The organism is Peribacillus sp. GL_122 (assembly GCF_057835005.1).
The window spans coordinates 4,266,453-4,287,801 of the sequence record NZ_CM174415.1; the positions used below are offsets into that span (position 1 = coordinate 4,266,453).

At 42.7% G+C, this 21,349-nt stretch carries 17 protein-coding genes and 1 other annotated feature; of the genes, 7 read left to right on the forward strand and 10 right to left on the reverse strand.

The window, feature by feature from the left end; translation table 11 throughout:
• Nucleotides 1-20 precede the first annotated feature (20 nt).
• The 3 genes from thiI to ezrA all read right to left on the reverse strand — a co-directional run bounded on the left by thiI (nt 21) and on the right by ezrA (nt 4,304).
• A complete protein-coding gene (gene thiI, locus AC3ISB_RS20625) occupies nt 21-1,232 on the reverse strand; it encodes a tRNA uracil 4-sulfurtransferase ThiI (RefSeq protein ID WP_098369944.1) in 1,212 nt (403 codons plus the stop codon).
• A complete protein-coding gene (locus tag AC3ISB_RS20630; RefSeq protein ID WP_098369943.1) occupies nt 1,229-2,377 on the reverse strand; it encodes a cysteine desulfurase family protein in 1,149 nt (382 codons plus the stop codon). Before AC3ISB_RS20630 ends, thiI begins: the two co-directional genes overlap by 4 nt.
• A 232-nt stretch (nt 2,378-2,609) precedes the next feature.
• Entirely contained in the window at nt 2,610-4,304 is a 1,695-nt protein-coding gene (gene ezrA, locus AC3ISB_RS20635; RefSeq protein WP_141993927.1) for a septation ring formation regulator EzrA, read from the reverse strand.
• A gap of 166 nt (nt 4,305-4,470) precedes the next feature.
• On the opposite strand from ezrA, the gene hisJ reads away from it, so the two are divergent.
• The gene (hisJ, locus tag AC3ISB_RS20640) at nt 4,471-5,274 is read left to right on the forward strand and encodes a histidinol-phosphatase HisJ (RefSeq protein ID WP_141993928.1); all 804 of its coding nucleotides are present in this window, start codon (nt 4,471-4,473) and stop codon (nt 5,272-5,274) included.
• A 1-nt stretch (nt 5,275) separates the two neighbouring features.
• Here the strand turns inward: hisJ and refZ are convergent, their stop codons facing one another.
• Complete coding sequence (gene refZ / locus AC3ISB_RS20645) at nt 5,276-5,932, reverse strand: forespore capture DNA-binding protein RefZ (RefSeq protein ID WP_141993929.1); 657 nt, start codon at nt 5,930-5,932, stop codon at nt 5,276-5,278.
• Between the two features lie 154 nt (nt 5,933-6,086).
• Here refZ and AC3ISB_RS20650 point away from each other — a divergent pair, with 154 nt between their 5' ends.
• Nucleotides 6,087-6,566, forward strand: coding sequence for a GAF domain-containing protein (locus AC3ISB_RS20650; RefSeq protein WP_098369939.1), 480 nt, complete (start codon nt 6,087-6,089; stop codon nt 6,564-6,566).
• Nucleotides 6,567-7,152: 586 nt separating this feature from the next.
• On the forward strand, nt 7,153-7,755 hold the full coding sequence (rpsD, locus tag AC3ISB_RS20655; protein WP_098369938.1) for a 30S ribosomal protein S4: 603 nt from the start codon (nt 7,153-7,155) through the stop codon (nt 7,753-7,755).
• 97 nt (nt 7,756-7,852) lie between these two features.
• Here rpsD and tyrS read toward each other — a convergent pair whose 3' ends face one another.
• Nucleotides 7,853-9,109, reverse strand: coding sequence for a tyrosine--tRNA ligase (gene tyrS / locus AC3ISB_RS20660; protein ID WP_480340212.1), 1,257 nt, complete (start codon nt 9,107-9,109; stop codon nt 7,853-7,855).
• Between the two features lie 67 nt (nt 9,110-9,176).
• Nucleotides 9,177-9,393, reverse strand: a binding site (T-box leader).
• A gap of 149 nt (nt 9,394-9,542) precedes the next feature.
• Between tyrS and AC3ISB_RS20665 the strand changes: the two genes are divergently transcribed.
• Complete coding sequence (locus AC3ISB_RS20665; RefSeq protein ID WP_489274083.1) at nt 9,543-12,581, forward strand: transglycosylase domain-containing protein; 3,039 nt, start codon at nt 9,543-9,545, stop codon at nt 12,579-12,581.
• A 132-nt stretch (nt 12,582-12,713) separates the two neighbouring features.
• Here AC3ISB_RS20665 and acsA read toward each other — a convergent pair whose 3' ends face one another.
• Entirely contained in the window at nt 12,714-14,432 is a 1,719-nt protein-coding gene (acsA, locus tag AC3ISB_RS20670; RefSeq protein WP_347940112.1) for an acetate--CoA ligase, read from the reverse strand.
• A 345-nt stretch (nt 14,433-14,777) separates the two neighbouring features.
• Between acsA and AC3ISB_RS20675 the strand changes: the two genes are divergently transcribed.
• Genes AC3ISB_RS20675 through AC3ISB_RS20685 form a run of 3 tightly spaced genes read left to right on the forward strand, consistent with a single transcriptional unit; the run spans nt 14,778 to nt 17,261 of the window.
• On the forward strand, nt 14,778-15,410 hold the full coding sequence (locus tag AC3ISB_RS20675; protein WP_480340210.1) for a GNAT family N-acetyltransferase: 633 nt from the start codon (nt 14,778-14,780) through the stop codon (nt 15,408-15,410).
• Nucleotides 15,411-15,436: 26 nt separating this feature from the next.
• The gene (locus tag AC3ISB_RS20680) at nt 15,437-16,087 is read left to right on the forward strand and encodes an acetoin utilization AcuB family protein (RefSeq protein ID WP_480340209.1); all 651 of its coding nucleotides are present in this window, start codon (nt 15,437-15,439) and stop codon (nt 16,085-16,087) included.
• Entirely contained in the window at nt 16,080-17,261 is a 1,182-nt protein-coding gene (locus AC3ISB_RS20685; protein ID WP_480340208.1) for an acetoin utilization protein AcuC, read from the forward strand. Before AC3ISB_RS20680 ends, AC3ISB_RS20685 begins: the two co-directional genes overlap by 8 nt.
• Before the next feature lie 82 nt (nt 17,262-17,343).
• Here the strand turns inward: AC3ISB_RS20685 and ccpA are convergent, their stop codons facing one another.
• The 4 genes from ccpA to AC3ISB_RS20705 all read right to left on the reverse strand — a co-directional run bounded on the left by ccpA (nt 17,344) and on the right by AC3ISB_RS20705 (nt 21,330).
• Entirely contained in the window at nt 17,344-18,348 is a 1,005-nt protein-coding gene (gene ccpA / locus AC3ISB_RS20690) for a catabolite control protein A (protein WP_377407850.1), read from the reverse strand.
• 382 nt (nt 18,349-18,730) lie between these two features.
• Complete coding sequence (locus AC3ISB_RS20695) at nt 18,731-19,807, reverse strand: bifunctional 3-deoxy-7-phosphoheptulonate synthase/chorismate mutase (RefSeq protein ID WP_034309244.1); 1,077 nt, start codon at nt 19,805-19,807, stop codon at nt 18,731-18,733.
• Nucleotides 19,808-20,301: 494 nt separating this feature from the next.
• On the reverse strand, nt 20,302-20,628 hold the full coding sequence (ytxJ, locus tag AC3ISB_RS20700; RefSeq protein ID WP_098370103.1) for a bacillithiol system redox-active protein YtxJ: 327 nt from the start codon (nt 20,626-20,628) through the stop codon (nt 20,302-20,304).
• 129 nt (nt 20,629-20,757) lie between these two features.
• Entirely contained in the window at nt 20,758-21,330 is a 573-nt protein-coding gene (locus AC3ISB_RS20705) for a YtxH domain-containing protein (protein WP_141993936.1), read from the reverse strand.
• Nucleotides 21,331-21,349 lie beyond the last annotated feature (19 nt).

Genomic DNA, 21,349 nt, shown 5'->3' on the forward strand with positions numbered 1-21,349 from the left:
TCATTGGTAATTACAGGATATTAAAATAAGTCTTCCATCGCTTCTTCCTTATCGAAAGTCTGACCAGGTTTAACCGTTAATATTTCTGTTTCGGAGACCGCTTTTTCAATCAAGGATTCAAAGTCGACGAAGCTTTCATAGTAATTGACTTTTTCACGTTTCGGTTTCGTTTTTGGGCTTGCCGGCGTAAAGACCGTACAGCAATCCTCGTACGGCAGATTGGATATTTCAAAAGTATCAAGCTCTCTTGCAATTTTGATGATTTCTGTCTTATCCATGGTAATCAGCGGACGCAGGATCGGTGTATTCGTCACCTCATTGATGGCAAACATGCTGCTCATCGTCTGGCTCGCAACCTGTCCAAGGCTTTCACCGGTAATCAGTGCCATGGCTTCTTCCTTTTCACGGATTCGATCGGCGACCCGCATCATTAAACGCCTTGTTGTAGTCATTGAGTAGTTTTCCGGGATTTGTTTTTGAATCAATAATTGGATTTCCGTAAATGGAACGATATGCACTTTCATGCTTCCACTTATTTCTGCAAGCTTGCCTGCCAAATCAATGACCTTTTGACGTGAACGTTCGCTTGTGAACGGCGGGCTGTAAAAATGGATTGCTTCCACGTCCAATCCCCGTTTCATCGAAAGGAATCCCGCAACAGGGCTATCAATCCCGCCTGAAAGCATCAGCATCGCCTTCCCGCTTGAACCGAATGGAAGACCGCCTGCCCCCTGGATGATTTCACCTGTCAAATACACGGCTTCGCGTCTCACTTCCACTAGCAGGTTCAAATCAGGGTTCTTTACATCCACTTTTAAATCTTCTGTATTTCGAAGTAAATGCCCGCCAATTGCCCTGTTAATTTCATCGGTATTATATGGAAAATCCTTATCCGCGCGTTTTGTCGTGATTTTGAACGTGTTCACCTCTTCAAGAGTATGATTAAGATAATACAATGCTGCCGTTTTCATCACTTCAAGATCACGCTCTATTTTTATTGCAGGGCTTAATGACTGAATTCCAAAAATGCCTTTCAACCGCTCAATGACAGGCTTATGGTCCGCACCGTTCAGGAGAACGTACATCCGCTCCCGGTTGGCAGTAAGCACTACACCTTCTATATCTTTTAAACTCCAGCGGATATGTGCCTTCATTTTGTCTACAAAGCCTTTACGGTTTCTTTTTTTCGTGGAGATTTCTCCATAGCGGATAATTATATGATCAAATTTCATTTTGCAACCCTCATTATTTTTTCTAAATTAGCGACTATTTTCTGTATCGCCGCCAGAACATGCTTTGCTTCTTCCATTTCATTGCTATAGGTAGTACTGATTCGGATGACGCTTTCGGAACGGGCTGAATTATGGAACATCGCATCCACCGTTTTGCTTACCGTTCTTTTTTTCGAAGAACAGGCACTGGTCGTCGAAACATAAATTCCTTCCGATTCAAGTGCATGCAGCAATACCTCGGATTTAAGCCCCGGAACGGAAAAATTCATAATATGGGGTGCACCCTTTTCAGGACTGTTAACCATTACCCCGTCCATTTCCTTCAAGCCTTTATATAAATAAGTTTTGATTTGCTGCAGCTTATCATGATACAGCAATTGATTGTTCATACTAATACGCAAAGCCTTCGATAGGGCGACGATTCCCGCAACATTTTCGGTGCCGCTCCTGATTTTCGTTTCTTGATTGCCACCATGGAAAAGCGGATCGACCCGAACGCCTTCACGAACATAAAGGATGCCCGTCCCCTTCAAGCCGTGAACCTTGTGGCCGGAAATTGTACATAAATCCACATTGGCTTCACGCAATGATAACGAAACTTTGCCTGTTCCCTGTACATTATCGACATGAAAGAGCACGTTTGGGTATTGTTTTAACAATTTGCCAATTTCAGCAATCGGCTGTATCGAGCCAACTTCATTATTAACATGCATGACGGAAACCAAAATGGTATCTTCCCTCAATGCTTCCTTAAGATCCATTACATCAATTTGCCCAAATTCGTTAACGGGAAGATATGTGATCTCAAAGCCCATTTTCGTCAATGATTGGCATGCATCTTCTACAGAAGGATGTTCAATCGCTGTCGTGATTATGTGTTTGCCGCGATTTCCCTGAGAGTGGGCGGCCCCTTTGATGGCAAGATTATTTCCTTCCGTCCCCCCGGAAGTGAAATATATTTCCGAACTCTTCACCTTTAATAAATCAGCGATTTGCTTTCTTGCAGCGGAAAGCAGTTTTTCGGATTGCACCCCAAGTCCATGAAGCGAAGAGGGGTTTCCGAAATAGTCCGAAGCAACCTTCATGAATGATTCGATTACTTCGGGATATGGTTTTGTTGTTGCACTATTATCAAAATAAATCATGGGTTCACCTTCCATGTTTTTGTATCTATGATGGTCACTCTACTAAATATAAGTTTCAATGTTGCTGTTGCAACTTCTAATATTAACATAATTGAATTTGAAAGAGAATGTAAAACACTGGTCCACTGAATGATAGGAGACCTGCTTCTTTTTATTCCTGCAGAATGATTTAACTTCCCACCTAGTCGATTCAGGGTCCTGTAAAAGAAAAAAACCCGCCATGGCGGGTTTTTTAGGAAAGGACTTCTTCTATGTTCGCCCCGATTTTTTGTAAACTGCCTGGGTCGACCTTTTCTATGGCCGTGGCTGCCGTTTCCAATGCGGCTTGATATTCGTAGCTTCGGAATTTGGCCTCCGCCTCCCTAAGGCTCTCGGCAACCATATCGTGACTGCTTCGATAGCGATTTCCGAATTGGATCACCTTTTCGGCCAAATACATATGTTCGATCAATTCATTGGCTTTTTCGTGGACCCTATTCACCTGTTGAACCGCCTTTTCCAAATAAATATAAACAGAGGCCATGTCAAGCGGCTTTTCTTCAAGTTTCCCCTGAACGTCATCCATGCTTTCTTTGGCGTCCTGAAGCACCACTTTATACTCTTCTGGGAGACCTGGAATATTGCTTTTTGTAATTAAACGTCCAGTATCGACCATTTTGCGTTTCAATTCGGCCAATGCATCCCTGGCATCCATTTCATCTTTTCGTAAAGCCTGTAATTTAAGGGTAAAGTCTTTCTGATTTTCCTGTAATTCCTTCAACTGTGCCGCCAGCCCCTGCATCTCTTCACTGATAAGGGAGCTTGCCATCACATTATCCTCCATTTTCAAGACGAGCAATTGATGGCGTTTCGAAATCTGGGCAATCTGCTTTTCCATTTTCCGTTGTGCATCGAGCTCATTTTCCGTCAAATGATATGTGTGTTGAACATGTATGGTTTCAACTTTAAGTTTATCGTTTTCATATTCAAGGTCACTTAACGTTTTTCTGAGAACTTCATCATTTTTCAAGATATACTGTTTTGAAAGTACTTCTTTTTCCAAAAGGTCATACAGCACTTCAATGCTTTCGCGCATTTCCTTAATGCCCTTTTCCACGGCTTCCGTTTCGGCATTCTCCAATTGTGTTTTATATAGTTCCAGTTCTTCCTCAAGCCGTGATATTTCCTGCTCGAATTGGATATGGCTCAACAGATAACCTTGCCCTGACATCTCCTCATAACCATCCTTCAATTCATGAAGCTGGGAATGCAGCTCTGATTGGCTATCTACCAATAATTTTGGGAGCATTTCCATTTTAACTGACAGAAGCGCCAATTTTCCCTTAATGGATAGAACAAGCTCCCTCGCATTCAAATAATTGCCGTTCACCGTCTCTTCTTCATACTTCTGGAGGATTTGCACTACTTCATCCAAGGAATTTTCCAGCTTATCAGCCGCTTTCCCATAATTATGCCTGTGAGCAAGCAGGGATTTCTTCAATTGACGGTAGGATTCTTTGATATCCTCAATTTCCAATCGATTCTTTTCCTCACTGCCTACGAGTTCATTCAGTTCGTATAAGATCTTTTTGATCATTTCTTCGATTTCATTCAGCTTGACTGTAATTTTGTGCTGTACCTCTTTTGATCGGCTGAAACGGTATTTATCGACGAATTCCTCGGCATCGAATAAAAGCTCTTCGACTTCGGGCATATGATCCGTAATGATGGCGTCCCATTCAATGCGCCAGTTTTCGAACATTTCCTCTGTTTCACCTGTCATATTCAATTGTTTGACTTTAGAAAGCTCTTCCAGCACGGGGCGGTGCATGATGCTTATTTTCCAGGATTCCAGTCGATCGATTTCTTTAAAATATCTCTTTTTGAAAAAATAACCCCAAATGATGAAAATCAAAATTAATACAATTACGCCAATTATGTAATCCATGGTAAGCCCCCTGTTCTAGTCCTTACAGTCTTGCTCGTTTATATCAATTTTAAAAATGTTAAATTTAATGCTTTTATGATACCATGTTAGCAATAATTTTTGACGAGAAAAATGATTTTTTTGTAGAAAATTGCTACAAATACCTGTTTTTTGGGAGGGAAGAACCATGAAAGTTGACGGTCATGTGCACACTCCGTTTTGCCCACACGGCTCTACGGATAAATTCGATGAATATATTACGCGGGGAATCGAGCTAGGATTAAAGGAAATCTCATTTACGGAACATGCTCCATTGCCACGAAATTTTCAAGATCCTACGCCTGAAAAAGACAGCGGCATGGACGCTGCCCTGCTCCTGGATTACTTTCAAGAGCTCCGCGTACTGAAAGAACGCTATAAAGACAAAATCCTGATCAAAACAGGCCTCGAGGTTGACTTTATAGAGGGGTATGAAAATGAAACAAAAGCATTCCTCGACGAAATCGGAGAATTCCTTGATGATAGTATACTTTCCGTCCACTTCATCAAGCATCAAAACAGTTGGCATTGCATTGATTTCAGCGATAATGGGTTTGGTGAGATTGCCAATGAACTAGGTTCAGTGGATTCGGTTTATACCAAATATTACGATACACTGGAAAAATCAATAGAAGCTGATTTAGGCATATATAAACCAAAACGGATCGGGCACATTACGCTTGTCCATAAATTCCAGCATCGATATCCGCCGGCATCAAGTTTTGACGAGCGGGTTTACAAGGTTCTCGACATGATCAAGGATCAAAGATATGAACTAGATTATAACGGAGCCGGGCTTGTAAAGCCGCTATGCGGTGAGCCCTATCCTCCTGAACGATTTGCAAAACGTGCAATAGATCTCGGAATTCCGCTTATTTACGGTTCCGATGCCCATCAGGCTAAAGATTTGGGTCAGGGCCATCAGGCACTGATTGCAGGTTTTAAAGGGTAACTCATGTATACACTTCAGGCCGGCCGGCTAACAGTGGCTGTAAGTCTTCGGCAATGAAAAGGGTATCTTGCAGAAAACGTCCGACTTCATTGGCATAAATATTCGTGTAATAGGCTTCCTGCGGGAAGACATGAAGCACATCCATCGCATAATGGGTATGCAGGACAGGGGCCGTCAATAATCCCTTCAACTGCAGCATATACATGGGAACGGAGACCTGCTGGAAACTCCTGCTCTTGATTCCCTGTTCCAAAATATATTGAAAATAAGACTTTTCCTTAGTAAAATAAGTCGAATGAATTTCGCGGTTTAAATTGGAATCGAGTGAAGATTCCCCATATATGAACCGTGCAGCAAGGAAGTTTTCCCTCTGGAAAGCAAGAATATCCTTTACAAGATTCATCAAGCAATGCTGCGGGCCTTTAAGTTCGAGCAATGTCATGTTCTTATCAAGGACCAGGATATACTCTTCTAAATAGGAAATGAAACAGAATTCCAGCAACCCCTGTTTATTCTTGAAATAGTAGGCAATATTTGCAGCGTTCACTTTCGCTTTATTCGCAATATCCCGTATGGATGTAGCATGATAGCCTTTTAAATGAAATAAATGCAATGCGGCTTCCACAATGGCTTGTTTCGTTGGCGTCTGGCGATTCATTCAGGCAATCCCTCGCTTTCTTTGAGACAAGTCTTGTGGACTACTTCTTCACGGAAGAGCCTGAATCCTTTAGTAAGTTCTCGACAATTTCCCAACAATAAAGCATCATGATTAGATAGTGCTGTAAAAATATGCGGAAGACAGGTGAACGCTTTTGTTTAATGTCGAAATGTATCAAGGAAAAAAAGAAAAAAACTATGAACTGGTCCAAAAACAACTACTTGCATTAATCGAAGATGAAACGAACCAAATAGCCAATTTAAGCAATGCGGCAGCTTTACTTAATCTTTTTCTCGATGAGATTAACTGGGTAGGCTTTTATTTATATGAAGAAGGCCAATTAATTCTAGGACCCTTTCAAGGTCTTCCAGCCTGTGTCCGCATCCCAATGGGCAAGGGCGTATGCGGGACTTCAGCGGCAACTGAAAAAACCCTGCGCGTAGAGGATGTCCACCAATTCCCTGGACATATCGCCTGCGATGCGGCATCAAGATCTGAAATTGTCATACCGCTCATGAAGGATGGCAAATTGCTCGGTGTCCTCGATATCGACAGCCCGATAACGGACCGTTTTGACGAAATGGATCAGCAAGGACTGGAGAAGTTCGCTGAAATCCTTTCCAATCATCTATAATGGAAAAGGGAGCGGCAAACCTTGCCTGCTCCCTTTCCAATCATCTATAATGGAAAAGGGAGCGGCAAACCTTGCCTGCTCCCTTTTCCATTACAGGACCCGTTGTACATGTACCCGGTCCTTTCCTGAACTTTTCGCAATATAAAACCCCTCATCGGCCCTTTTGACATTTTTAGCGAAGAAACAGGATTGAGCCATCCCATGGCATAGGCACCCATGAAATGTCTCAAACCATCCATAATTTTTGGATTCATTATTTCATAATGCTTACAATGAAAAAAAACACTCTATAAATTGCATTTTTTTAATATTTTGTATTTTCCTGCTGTGATACTCTTTATCTATTCCTTAATAAATCATAACTGTCCTTGACTCATTGAGCAGAATATTATACAATACTCCTTGTGTAAAATATTGCAGCCTATGTGACAGCCTTTATGTTCTCATTTTGTTCCTCAATTCAGAGGTGTATCTCGTAACTCTCTGCTGCTAGGGCGAAGGTACATGAAAACAAAATGGTCATGATCGTACATTCACACGGTTTTTATTTTACCAAAATAAAAACATTTAAAGGAGGAGTCATCCTATGGCTCGTTATACTGGCCCAAGCTGGAAACTATCCCGTCGTTTAGGAATTTCCCTAACAGGTACTGGTAAAGAATTAGAAAAACGCCCTTATGCTCCAGGACAACATGGTCCTAACCAACGCAGAAAAATTTCTGAATACGGAATGCAACTGCAAGAGAAACAAAAACTTCGTCACATGTACGGAATCACTGAACGTCAATTCCGTTCAATGTTCGACCGCGCTGGCAAACTTAAAGGTGTTCATGGTGAAAACTTCATGATTCTTCTTGAATCACGTCTTGACAACCTAGTTTACCGTCTTGGTTTAGCTCGTACACGTCGTCAAGCACGTCAACTTGTTAACCACGGTCACATCACTGTAGACGGAAGCCGCGTAGACATTCCATCTTACAAAGTGTCTCTTGGACAAACAATCTCAGTTCGTGAAAAATCACGCAACTTCTCAATCATCAAAGAATCAGTTGAAGCAACTAACTTCGTTCCTGATTTCCTTACTTTCGATGCTGAGAAATTAGAAGGTACTTTCACTCGTTTACCAGAACGTTCTGAATTGCCTGCTGAAATTAACGAAGCTCTTATCGTTGAGTTCTACTCTCGTTAATAACTTCAAAAAACCTCATCCTTGGATGGGGTTTTTTTTGCACCTAAGCACCCTTGCATGACAAAGCCCGGCTGGGATTCAGCCGGGCTTTGAACAATCATTTCACTAATGTGTATTTCTTCTTGCCGCGACGAACGAGGATGAACTCCCCTTCAATCTTGGCAGCTTCCGTCACTACATATTGCAGATCAGTCACTTTCTCCCCATTAATGGAGATTGCCCCATTCTGAATATCTTCACGGGCTTGACGCTTTGATGGCGAAATTTTCGCTTCAACGATTAAATCGACCAAACCGATATCTTCTTTGCTCTCACGTTCGAAGCTAGGGACATCTTTAAAGCCCAATTTGATTTCCGCTGCACTTAAATTCTTCACCTCACCGCTGAATAGGGCGGCAGAGATTTTGATTGCTTGGTCAAGAGCTTCCTGACCATGAATCAAACGGGTCATTTCTTCCCCTAAAGCTTTTTGTGCTTTACGCAAATGCGGTTCGGACTGTACGGATTGCTCTAACTCTTCAATCGCATCACGAGATAGGAATGTGAAGAATTTCAGGTATTTCACGACATCAGCATCGGCTGTATTGATCCAGAATTGGTAAAATTCATACGGAGTCGTCTTTTCCGGGTCAAGCCAAATCGCTCCGCCTTCCGTCTTACCGAATTTCGTTCCATCCGCTTTCGTTACGAGCGGGATCGTCATACCGAATGCTTTAGCATTCTCATCATTGGATTTCCTGATCATTTCAAGACCGGTCGTAATGTTGCCCCATTGATCACTGCCGCCAATTTGCAATTTACAGTCGTAATTGCTGTATAAATGACCGAAATCAATTCCTTGTAAGATCGTGTACGCAAATTCAGTAAAGGAAATTCCCGTATCCAAGCGGGAAGCAACCGTATCTTTTGCCAGCATGTAGTTTATGCCGATGTATTTCCCGTAATCCCGCAAGAATGTAACCATATCGATTTTACCTATCCAGTCATAGTTATTGACCATGACCGCACCATTTTCACCGTCGAATTCAAAGATGTGGGATAGCTGCCCTTTTATGCAGTCTGCATTATAAAGCACTTTTTCCAGAGTTTGCAGCTGGCGTTCCTCTTTTTTACCGCTTGGATCACCAATAAGTCCAGTCGCACCGCCTACTAGCACAAGTGGACGATGTCCGTGCTGCTGGAAACGGCGCAATGTCAAGAATGGCAATAGATGTCCGATGTGCATACTATCCGCAGTTGGATCGACACCACAGTATAAAGAAATTTTCTCTTTTTCTAAAAGGGCCTTAAAACCCTCTTCATCCGTTTGTTGATAAATAATCCCTCTCCACTCGAGGTCTTTAAGCAATTCCATTAAATATTCCTCCTCCATCTTAGAAAAAACCCGCAAAAAGCACACAAAAACGCCCCTTCATAAAATATGAAGGGACGAATGAATTCGCGGTACCACCCAACTTGAGGACATAATATGCCCTCCGCTCAAGACGAATAACGGCCGTCAACCGTTTCCTGCTACTAATCATTTCACAGCAAATGCTCAAGGAAGTAATTCATCATACCATTTGTACCGATTTCCACTAACCACCGGCTCTCTGAAACAGGGATAGTCTGACTACTGGGTCCTATCATCGCGATCATTCAATCATTTTATTATTGTTAATAAACTTTTATCATACATAAGAATCATTGTCAACATCACCCTTACAGATTCTAGAAAAATAAGAAAGATGCCCTTTCCCCTACCTGTTATATGCTATAATATATGTGATTTCAGGGGGTATGATACGATGAATAATAATCAAAAAGATAGATTTCTAACAATCTGGAAGCAGCTGACCCGTTTTTTTCAAAATGAAAAAACACACAAAAACGCGCGGGTTACATACCAAGTCATTTGGAATTTAACGCTGATCCTCATAATTGTCGGGATTCTAGGATTCTCATTCGCCGGCGGCGTCGGGGCCGGCTATTTCGCTGCCCTCGTCAATGATGAGCCGGTACGCTCAAAAGAAGATTTAAAAAAAGACATTTACAATTATGAAGAGACCTCTGAAGTATACTTTGCTGATAACGTATACTTGGGCAAGCTTAAGAGTGACCTTGAGCGTGAAGAAGTGTCCATCGATAAAGTTTCCGAGCATCTAAAAAATGCAGTCATCGCTACAGAAGATGAGTATTTTTATGAGCATGACGGAGTTGTCCCGAAAGCCATCCTGCGTGCCGTTTACCAGGAATTTTCGAATGCAAGCGTCCAATCGGGAGGAAGTACATTAACACAGCAGCTCATTAAAAACCAGGTCCTCACCAACGAAGTATCATTTGAACGGAAAGCAAAAGAAATCCTTCTTGCGCTCCGGGTCGAAAAGTTCTTTGAAAAAGAAGAGATTTTGGAAACCTACTTAAACGTCTCCACTTTGGGACGAAACTCTTCAGGCCGTAACATCGCTGGTGTCGAGTCCGCCGCTGAAGGTATTTTTGGCGTGGAGGCCAAAGATCTGACACTGCCCCAATCAGCCTTTATCGCTGGATTGCCGCAAAGCCCTTTCGGTTATACACCATATACCCAGAAAGGAAAACTGAAAGAAAATCAAGAGCCCGGCATCAACCGGATGAAAACCGTTTTAAAGCGGATGTATAGTAACGGATACATAACAAAAGAAGAATATGATAAAGCAGTCGCATACGACATAACAAAAGACTTTATCGGTAAAACGGAGATGCCATCCGAGAAATATCCATGGCTCACCTATGAAATCGAAAAACGCTCCATCGAAATCCTATCTGTCAGTCTTGCAAAAGATGATGGATATGAAGAGAAAGATTTAAAGAATGATGACTTAAAAGATCAATATCTAGCACTTGCCGATCGTAAGCTGCGTCAAAACGGCTATCAGATCTACACGACAATCGATAAAAAGATTTATGACAAGATGCAGGAAGTAACGAAAAACTATCCGAATTACGGATACGATAAAACGGCACAAGTTGTCGATCCTGATACGAAAGAAATGAAAACGGTGAGTGAGCCCGTTGAAGCCGGGGCCATTCTTATCGAAAATAAAACAGGAAAAATCATCAGTTTCGTAGGCGGCCGTGATTTCAAGCGGGAACAGACGAATCATGCAACTGCATCACTGCGATCGAACGGATCAACGATGAAGCCGCTGCTCGTATATGGCCCAGGTATTGAGTTAGGAAAAATCTCACCTGGAAGCGTATCAGCCAACGTACCCATTTCCATTCCAGCAGGCAGCAAAGCGTGGCGTCCAGGAAACTATGGCGGCGGAAGCTATACGGGGGTAACGACAGCCCGTGAGGCACTTAAGAATTCCTATAATATCCCTGCAGCGCTCTTTTACATGAAAATAATCAACCAAAGGCCTGCTGCCTATTTGGAAAAAATGGGCTTTACAACTGTAACGAATGGGGATTACTCAAATCTTGCCATGTCATTGGGTGCCATGGACAGAGGTGTAACCGTTGAAGAGAACGTCAATGCATTTGGCACATTTGCCAATTCGGGGGAATTCGTCGATGCTTATATGATCGATAAAATCGTATCGAAAGATGGCGAGGTCATCTATGAACATAAAGCGAAACCAGTGGAAGTATTTTCTCCGCAAGCCGCTTACTTGACGCTTGATATGATGCGTGATGTCGTAAACAGCGGGACGGCCGCTTCGGTCAGAAACCGACTTGCTTTCTCAAGTGATTGGGCAGGTAAGACCGGAACTTCCCAAAACTATTGGGACGCTTGGTTCGTCGCAAGCAATCCAAATGTATCATTCGGTACATGGCTCGGATATGACACACCTAAATCCTTGCAAGGGACCTACAATGGTCTGGAATATAATAAACGTAATATGTATTATTGGGCAGATCTGATCAATGCCGCATACAAAGTCGATCCTAAACTCATCGACCCTGATAAGCGATTTGAAATGCCGGGCGGAATTGTCAACCGTTCCTTCTGTGGCGTTTCAGGACTGCTGCCTTCAAGTGCATGCCAAAAGGCAGGTCTTGTAAAATCAGATTTATTCATCGCCAAATATGCTCCATCCAGGGCGGATGATAGTTTCATAGATGGACAATATGTATCAGTCGGCAGCAAACGCTACGCAGCCCTTCCGCAAACGCCTGGCGAATTCACAAGCGGCGGGTTCATGTTGAATCCCGATTCCTTTGCAGATATCGGACTGAAATATGTCGTTGACCCGGGATCCGTGATTCCTGGAGGCGAAAAATCAGGAAATGTCGTCGGGGCGAAAGCGAAATTGAATGATAATGGCAAAGCACCAGATCCCCTATCCATAACGATCAGTAACGATAAGATTACATGGGGCCTGCATCATGAAGGAGATGTCGTCGGTTATCGTGTCTATAAGGACGGCAAAAAAGTGGCGAGCATCAATGCTGGTGGGAATCTTATTTACAAAGTCGGCTCAGGCGGTTCCTATTACGTAACGGCCGTAGACATAGTCGGTAAAGAATCAGCCCCTTCCCAACGTGTTGAAAGCGGCGCTAAAAAGACAGGTTCAAAAGAAGATTCCGCAAAAAATAAAGATGATCGCGGAAAAGATAAAGTAGCTAACGAAGATAAACAACCAGACTCAAAAGAAGAGAACGGTTCAGATAAAGATAAAGAAAAAGAACCAGAAAATGAAACAATTAAAGATAAAGAGCCAGCCCTAGACAAAGATCAAAACAAAGAAAATACTGATAAAGAAAATCAAGAGACCGACAAAGTTCAAGACACTGTCAATGATAAAGACACTGTCAATGATAAAGAGCAAGACACGGATAAAGCTGAAGAAGAGGAAGAATGACACTCTTTCTTGAACTAAAACAGGCTGTCGGGTTAGCCCGACAGCCTGTTTCCTTATAATCTCCCAAAAAGGCATCCATGAAAGTGACAATGGATGCCTTTTCCTTTTCAATAATCAGGTAGACTCAGTTTCTCAATCCTCCATCGATGATAAATCACCAGTTGGCAAATCAAGTTCCCAAGCTTTCAGGACACGGCGCATGATTTTACCGCTTCTTGTTTTAGGAAGTTTATCCCTGAATTCAATTTCACGAGGTGCCGCATGTGCTGCTAGACCATGCTTTACAAATGTACGAATTTCCTCAATCAACTCATCGTTTGCATCGTATCCGTCACGAAGGGCGATAAACGCTTTGATAATTTCCCCCCGAACCGGATCCGGCTTACCGATGACACCCGCTTCAGCTACGGCTGGATGCTCGACCAACTTGCTTTCCACTTCGAAAGGTCCGACTCTCTCCCCTGCCGTCATGATGACATCATCCACACGGCCTTGGAACCAGAAATAACCATCTTCATCCATATATGCGGAATCCCCGGACACATACCAATCACCTGGCATAAAGTAAGATTCATATTTCGCTTCATTCTTCCAGACGGTCTTCATCATCGAAGGCCAGCCTTTCTTGATGGCAAGGTTCCCCATTCTATGCGGCGGAAGCTCGTTGCCTTGATCATCCACTATCGCCGCCTTCACACCAGGAATCGGTTTACCCATCGAACCCGGTTTGATTTCCAGGCAAGGATAATTGCAGATGACCTGTGCCCCGGTCTCCGTCATCCACCATGTATCATGGATACGGTGATTGAATACCTTCATTCCCCAGCGCACCACTTCCGGATTCAACGGTTCACCGACACTTAAAATATGGCGGAGAGTGCTTAAATCGAACCGCTTAACGATTTCGTCACCTGCGCCCATCAGCATCCTGAAGGCCGTCGGGGCACTATACCATACCGTGACACCAAAGTCTTCCAAGGTCTTGTACCAAGATTCAGGCTTGAACCGCCCGCCTACAATGACATTCGAGGTGCCTGTCAGCCAAGGTCCAAAGATCCCGTAAGACGTCCCTGTCACCCATCCAGGGTCCGCTGTGCACCAATACACGTCCTCATCCTGCAAATCAAGGACCCATCTTGCTGTTTGATAATGCTGGATCATCGCATTATGAACGTGAAGCACTCCTTTTGGTTTGCCTGTGGAACCGGAGGTATAGTGAAGAATCAGACCGTCATTCCGATCCACCCATTCAATTTCGAAATTTTTATCGGCTTCTTTTAATTTTTTATTGAAGTGATGGTACTTTCCTTCTTCTTTTATATTTTCCCCCACCAAGAAAATATGCTTTAAATGGGGTAGCTCATCCACTGGGACGCGCGGCAAAAGTTCAGGTGTCGTCACGATCACACTTGCCTCACTATCTTCAAGACGATCCCTTATTGCGCCTTCCATGAAGGCTTCGAACAACGGCCCTACGACCGCTCCCGTTTTAATCGCGCCCAACAATGCAAAATAAAGCTCCGGGGAGCGAGGCATGAAGATGAAAACACGATCACCTTTTTCCACATTGGCAATGTTCTTGAACACATTGGCCGCCTGATTCGTATAATCTTTCATTTCCTTGAATGTATACTTTTCATTTCTTTTATCGTCTTTGTAATAAAGGGCTACTTTATTCTTTTTGTATGTTTCGGCATGGCGGTCAATGGCTTCATGTGCAAGATTCACTTTACCGGTTTCAGACCAGGAGAATTCCTTTTCCGTCTCAGACCAGTCAAACTTCTTGTATTTTTCATCATAATTCTTTAAATTAAAATTACCTTCCACTACTGGCAACGCTTTCACATTCATACGACAAACTCCCCCTTCATTCGGCTCTATATTTTTATTATAGTATAAGAAGACAATTTTCTCAATTTTTAAAATATTAAGCATTTCCATATTAGGGAAAATCCAGCTTGCTGAATTTTGAAAATTACAAGTATGTTATAGTTAAGGTAAATTCATGTTGATGGCTCGGAAAGAAGAAGCACTGTAACAAAAGATTCATATATGTGTTGAACTTTCTAAATTATGCCCCTTGTTTTTATGTATAATTTATTTAAGCTGTCCATTCGGTCAGTTTTTAAAAGCAACGCTTCTTATACTCCGGAATGCTAGAGTGTAAGATTACTACATAACAAGGGTGGTGAAAGAATGGAATATAATAAGACCTTTTATACTAAGGAACTGCAGACATTAAGCGGGACGCTCATCATCGAAGGGCCGTTGAACGGCGAAAAAATGTCCGCTTATGAGTTTCACGAAGACTTGGTCGCCTTTCGCCCTCCTGCTTTGCAGCATAAAGCGTTAATAGAGATTGCAGACTTGCCTGAGGGCAGGGTCTTTATCGCCCGTGAAAATGAAACGATCGTGGGTTATGTAACTTACTTATATCCCGATCCCTTGGAGCGCTGGTCGGAAATTAAGATGGAGGACTTGATTGAGCTTGGTGCAATCGAGGTCATCCCTAAATACCGGGGTGCCTCCGTCGGGAAGAACCTGATCCGCCTTTCCATGGAAGACGATTCGGTTGAAGACTTCATCATCATCACCACTGAATACTATTGGCATTGGGATTTGAAAGGGACAGGTCTGAATATTTGGGACTATCGCAAGGTCATGGAAAAAATGATGAGTGCGGGTGGCTTGGTCTACTTTGCAACAGATGATCCTGAAATCAGTTCCCACCCGGCCAACTGCCTGATGGCCCGTATTGGCAAAAGAGTCCCGCCGGAATCCATCCAGAAGTTCGACCAGTTGCGTTTTATGAATCGGTTTATGTATTAAAGAGGCGAGTAAGAGGAGGAAGGAAAATGATTGTAGAAACAATAATGAATGAGGATATTATCACCCTCACTCCAACGGATACAATCCATAGCGCTGTCATGATCATCAAAGAGAAGCGAATTCGCCATATACCCATTGTCGATGACAGCTATCAACTTGTGGGATTAGTCAGTGACCGTGATATTCGGGATGCAGCCCCTTCTATATTCCGTACCGCAGAATACAAAAATGATTTACAAAAACCATTATCAAGCATCATGAAAACGGAAATAATCACAGGGCACCCGCTGGATTTCGTGGAAGAAATCGGGGCTGTTTTTTGTGATAACAATATCAGCTGCCTTCCAATCGTAAAGGGAAGGAAGTTAGTGGGCATCATCACCGGTTCCGATTTACTTCATTCATACGTTGAGTTGACTGGAGTCAATCAGCCCGGTTCCCAAATCGAAATCAGAATCCCGGATAAGGCAGGTTCCCTTCATGATATTGCCCAAATATTCAAAAGGCGCAATTCGAATATCCTGAGCACCCTTGTTTATCCTGAAAAAAATGGAACCGATTATAAAATTCTTGTAATTCGTGTACAGACGATGAATCCATTTATGGTGGTGGAGGATTTGAAGAAAGAAGGCTATACCGTTTTATGGCCTAGCCTACCGGGGATTTCACATGAATGATACATCCCTTTTCGTCTATTCGGATGAACTCCTTACCTACAAATTCAACGATGAACATCCATTCAATCAAAAACGGCTTAAGCTCACGCTTGATTTATTAAAAAAACACCATGCCATCAATGATGATCAAATTATCAAGCCCAGAATGGCTACCGATGAAGAATTGGAACTGATCCATGATCACCATTATGTAAACGCTGTCAAGTTAGCAGGCCAGGGAAAGCTCCCCCCTGAAAAGGCAGTTAATTATGGGCTGGGAACAGAGGATACCCCTATCTTCCCCAAGATGCACGAAGCGAGTGCCTTGCTTGTAGGCGGTACCTTGACGGCTGTGGATGCCGTCATGACCGGTCAGTCCCTGCACGCACTTAATCTTGGCGGGGGCCTGCATCATGGTTTCCGCGGGAAAGCCTCAGGCTTTTGCATCTACAATGATAGTTCGGTCGCGATTAAATACCTGCAAAAAAAATATGGGGCACGTGTCTTGTATGTCGATACCGATGCACATCATGGTGACGGGGTCCAATGGTCATTTTATGATGATCCCGATGTATGCACCCTATCCATTCATGAAACGGGGCGCTACTTATTTCCCGGCACCGGCAATATTAACGAGCGGGGCCAGGGAAAAGGCTACGGCTATTCATTCAACATCCCGGTCGATGCGTTCACTGAAGATGAATCCTGGCTCGAATGCTATAGGGCTTCTTTTAAGGAGGTCATTGAATTCTTCAAACCGGATGTCATATTAACGCAAAACGGGGCCGATTCCCATTATTACGATCCGCTCACCCATTTATCTGCCACCATGAAGATTTATAGGGAAATACCAAAGTTGGCCCACGAAATGGCCCATAAGTTTTGCGAAGGACGGTGGATTGCAGTAGGCGGCGGCGGATATGATATATGGCGCGTCGTCCCGAGGGCTTGGGCGAGGGTCTGGCTTGAAATGACGAACAATGATATATCAGGTCCCCTACCAAAGGAATGGCTCGATTGCTGGCAGCCTGAGTCCCCTGTTACCCTGCCGGATGAATGGGATGACATGGAGGATATATACGAACCCATTCCGAGGAAGCCTGAAATTACCGAGAAGAATGCCCTGACGCTTGAAAAGGTCCTTTATCCCATCAGGTCTTCCAAGCAAACTTCGAAAAGCAATGAACAAAGTTAGCCAAAAGATCGTTGAAAAACGATCTTTTTTGTCCGGTTGAGAAACAAAAGAGAGTGCCCTCCGGGACACTCTCCAAACAAGTTTATTTCGTTGATTGACGGTTTTCAATCCGATGCGGAAGGATCACTTTTTCAAGACCTTCCTCCACTTGTTCTTTATTCATCAGCTTCGTAAGAAGCCTCATCGCAACCGCACCAATGTCATATAAAGGCTGAACGATCGTCGTGATTTGCGGACGCACCATCAATGTCAATCTCGTGTTATCGAAGCTGATCACCTCAAAGTCTTCCGGTACATTATACCCTTTGTCCTGTGCGGCATGGACAATTCCAAGAGCCATTTCATCAGCACCGGCGATGAATGCCGTCGGTCTGTCTTCAACTTCCAGGTACTTTTCAAAAGATTCAATTCCTGAATCGTATGTATAATCACCTTCAACAATATAACTTTCATCAAATGAAAGACCAGCTTCTTTCAACCCTCGTTTATAACCAGTCAATTTCATTTCATTAATCAGCGCGGAAGGGTTTCCGCTTACAAAAGCGATATGCTTGTGGCCTTTTTCAGCAAAGAATGTCACTGCGTCGAATGCCGCTGCCTCATAATCAATATTAACCGATGGAACTTGCCCGCTTTCATCCACCGAACCTGCCAGTACGATTGGAACCGGTGAATTCTTAAACTCTTTGACATGCTCATCAGAGATATTGCCGCCCATGAACACGATACCATCCACTTGTTTTCCAAGCATCGTATTCAGCAAATGGAATTCCTTATCTATATTCTCATCAGAACTGCTTAGAATGATATTGTATTTATACATCGTGGCTATATCTTCTATGCCCCGTGCCAATTCGGCAAAAAAGATGCTTGAGATATCCGGGATGATGACCCCGACTGTAGTCGTTTTCTTTGAGGCAAGTCCCCTTGCCACTGCATTGGGACGGTACCCTAACTTCTCAATCACATCGGAAACTTTCTTCCTTGTTGCAGGCTTTACATTTGGATTCCCGTTAACTACGCGGGAAACGGTGGCCATGGAAACATTCGCCTCACGCGCCACATCATAAATGGTTATATTATTCATTCATCCATTCCTCCATTTCTTTCATTTTCCCCATAAAAGACCCGAATTATTTCGAAAAAAAATCTTTTATGCGTTTTTCTCTATAAGGAAGATTATTTTAGGAACGATCTGCCTAACAAAAATGCAGTCCTACTCTCTTCTCAGTCAAATATTCAATACCCTATTCAAGTATAAAATTCACATAGATATCACTTTATGTATGACTCAATCTTCCGAACAGTTCTCATTCTTGTTATTTATCATACGATAGTAGAATCTTTCCTGCAATCCAATAGTGCTTATTTCGAAGCTTTTTCTGCAAAAACTAGTATTTTACCATTAAAAAAAGCCCTTGCCAAGTTGGTAAGGGCCGTAAGTAGATCATTTTAAAGACTTTCTTAGCTTATACAGTTACCCAGTTCAAACGTTTAATTTCATCGTAGAATTCATCAAATTGTTTGAAGTCCATTTGCTGTGCAGAATCCGATAAAGCAACGGAAGGATCTGGATGCACTTCAGCCATAACACCGTCAGCACCGATTGCAAGAGCCGCTTTAGCCGTAGGAAGCAGAAGATCGCGACGTCCAGTTGAATGCGTCACATCAACCATGACTGGTAAATGAGTTTCTTGTTTTAAAATCGGTACAGCAGAGATATCAAGTGTATTCCTTGTTGCTTTTTCGTAAGTACGGATACCGCGTTCACAAAGGATGATGTTGCCATTGCCCTGCGACATGATGTATTCCGCTGCATGAATGAACTCTTCAATCGTTGCAGCCAGTCCACGTTTTAAAAGAACTGGTTTATTTACAGCACCTGCAGCTTTTAGCAAGTCGAAGTTTTGCATGTTGCGCGCCCCGATTTGGATGACATCGATATGATCGATCGCCGCTTCAATATCGTTGGCACTCACGATTTCACTGATGACAGCCAAGCCGTATTCATCAGCAACACGTTTAAGTATTTGTAAACCTTCCAAACCAAGCCCTTGGAAGTCATATGGAGATGTACGTGGCTTAAATGCACCGCCGCGCATCAATTTCAGACCTTTAGCTTTAATGACTTCCGCCACCGCAGCTGTCTGTTCATAAGATTCAACCGCACATGGTCCGAAAACGAAGCTAGGGATCCCGTTACCTACCAATTCACCTTTAATGTCGATGATCGTGTCTTCAGCCTTTTGTTTTCTTGATACAAGAAGCGTTTTCTTCTGATCATCTTTTTGAAGCTCCAAGCCCAATTTAAAGATTTCTTTGAAAATATGTTTAATCGAACCAAGATCAAGCGGTCCTTGATTATTGGCTTCGATAAGATCCAGCATTGTTCTTTCACGGACCGGATCGTAACGGTTTACACCTTGTTTTTCTTTAACGCGACCAATTTCCTGTACAAGTTCAGCACGTTGATTAATAAGATGTAATAACTGAAGGTTCACATCATCCAGTTGATTACGAAGTCCATCAAGCTCTTTGTTGCTCATTACATATCCATCCCTTCGTTTTTTAAAATAGAAATCGGCTCAGCGGACTCAAACTAAAAAAATCCCATCTGGATCCTCGAACATCCACCCCGATTGTATTATCAATGAAAAATTTAGAATATTTCATGTATGATTAAATCAATTATAAATGAAGTGCCCATAAATGTCACGATATTTTTCTTTAATAATTAAACGCTTTTAAGCATTAAAGTTATGAATGCATAAAATCAGGTGTTTCATGCAGGAAAAACGATTTAGACTGAATATTGGAACAATCCGTTGTAGGAATTATATTGGAAATAGAACAAGAAAGCTATAATTTAATTGATATTTTATCTTAAAGAGCATTGGACCATGATCAAATCGTCTGCCACTTGAACAGGAAGGGCCTTTAAAGAAAAGGTTTCCCCTGGAGACCGTTTAAAATTCACATGGCCACCAAATGGAATAATAAAAGGCCGGACCCCTTACAAAAGGGATCCGGCCTTCATCATTCATTCAGTAATGGCCTTGCTCAATGAATCATATGTAATCCGCCAATGAGATTCATTCCAGGCAGGTTTTCCACTTTTAAAAAGGATGGCCTGAGGTGATTGATGTTTGACATCAAATGTTTCTGCCACATAATTAGATAGTGGACGAGCTTCCTGAACGGCTAAATAGGCCGTTTTAAGTTGTTCGTTCCCCAAGATGTACCTCTCATATTGTTCAAATGCTTCAGCACTGACCGGGCACGTTACACTATGCTTGAAAAGCAGGAATGTATCCTCTTTTAGAAGCTCATTGAATTGTTCTTCTGTTTCGATTTTGCTCATGACCATAAAACAGTCTCCTTTCCTTGTCCATATAAATTTTACCATCAAAAAGGCGATGAAGCCATCAAAGCACTTCACCGCCTTATTCTTCGTCCCTTTATGCCTCTTCATCCCCATTAAAGGGATCCAAGGAGTTTATTTCATTAGATTATTCTCTGTTTCATCAAATGCCTTTTTCGCTTCATCAAGTTTTAATTTTGCCGCATTCTTGTTTCCGCTTGTAGGATCTGCAGGATTATTTTCCGAGTCATTGCCGTTAGCAAAGTTCGTTTCGACGGATACGATAGGAGAATCGGAAGTTCCGGTTACATCTATATCCTTATTGCTGGAATTCGTCGTATCATCAGCCGCGTCGCCGTTTTCTTTTCCCGTTTTTAAGCTTTTCACTTTATTGACGATATTTGAAGATTTGTTGGAAACGATTTCCGTGACGGAGCTTGTTTTTTCTTTTGCAGTATCAGCAAGGAATGTTCCTTTTTCCATTGCCGTTTGTCTTAATCTTTCTGTTTTCTCTGAAATGTTTTTAGCTTGTTCATTGAAGTCATTCCTTAATTCCTTGCCTGTTTTCGGGGCCATGAACAAAGCTGTAGCTGCTCCGATCATCCCGCCGATCAAGGCGCCAATCATAAAGTCCTTCGAATTGATCGAGTCGCGTTCGTCCTCATAAGATTTCTGATAGTCGTTTGCCGCAAATTCTTTTTGAGTCATAATACATTCCCCTTTCAAT

Excerpts from the sequence above, each read along its gene's own strand:
- thiI (WP_098369944.1), bottom strand. The coding sequence starts at position 1,232 with ATGAAATTTGATCATATAATTATCCGCTATGGAGAAATCTCCACGAAA.
- AC3ISB_RS20680 (WP_480340209.1), top strand. The coding sequence starts at position 15,437 with ATGATTGTAGAAACAATAATGAATGAGGATATTATCACCCTCACTCCA.
- hisJ (WP_141993928.1), top strand. The coding sequence starts at position 4,471 with ATGAAAGTTGACGGTCATGTGCACACTCCGTTTTGCCCACACGGCTCT.
- tyrS (WP_480340212.1), bottom strand. The coding sequence starts at position 9,109 with ATGGAATTGCTTAAAGACCTCGAGTGGAGAGGGATTATTTATCAACAA.
- refZ (WP_141993929.1), bottom strand. The coding sequence starts at position 5,932 with ATGAATCGCCAGACGCCAACGAAACAAGCCATTGTGGAAGCCGCATTG.
- ezrA (WP_141993927.1), bottom strand. The coding sequence starts at position 4,304 with ATGGATTACATAATTGGCGTAATTGTATTAATTTTGATTTTCATCATT.
- ccpA (WP_377407850.1), bottom strand. The coding sequence starts at position 18,348 with ATGAATAATATAACCATTTATGATGTGGCGCGTGAGGCGAATGTTTCC.
- AC3ISB_RS20695 (WP_034309244.1), bottom strand. The coding sequence starts at position 19,807 with ATGAGCAACAAAGAGCTTGATGGACTTCGTAATCAACTGGATGATGTG.
- rpsD (WP_098369938.1), top strand. The coding sequence starts at position 7,153 with ATGGCTCGTTATACTGGCCCAAGCTGGAAACTATCCCGTCGTTTAGGA.
- AC3ISB_RS20705 (WP_141993936.1), bottom strand. The coding sequence starts at position 21,330 with ATGACTCAAAAAGAATTTGCGGCAAACGACTATCAGAAATCTTATGAG.
- AC3ISB_RS20685 (WP_480340208.1), top strand. The coding sequence starts at position 16,080 with ATGAATGATACATCCCTTTTCGTCTATTCGGATGAACTCCTTACCTAC.
- ytxJ (WP_098370103.1), bottom strand. The coding sequence starts at position 20,628 with ATGGTCATGAGCAAAATCGAAACAGAAGAACAATTCAATGAGCTTCTA.
- AC3ISB_RS20630 (WP_098369943.1), bottom strand. The coding sequence starts at position 2,377 with ATGATTTATTTTGATAATAGTGCAACAACAAAACCATATCCCGAAGTA.
- AC3ISB_RS20665 (WP_489274083.1), top strand. The coding sequence starts at position 9,543 with ATGAATAATAATCAAAAAGATAGATTTCTAACAATCTGGAAGCAGCTG.
- acsA (WP_347940112.1), bottom strand. The coding sequence starts at position 14,432 with ATGAATGTGAAAGCGTTGCCAGTAGTGGAAGGTAATTTTAATTTAAAG.
- AC3ISB_RS20675 (WP_480340210.1), top strand. The coding sequence starts at position 14,778 with ATGGAATATAATAAGACCTTTTATACTAAGGAACTGCAGACATTAAGC.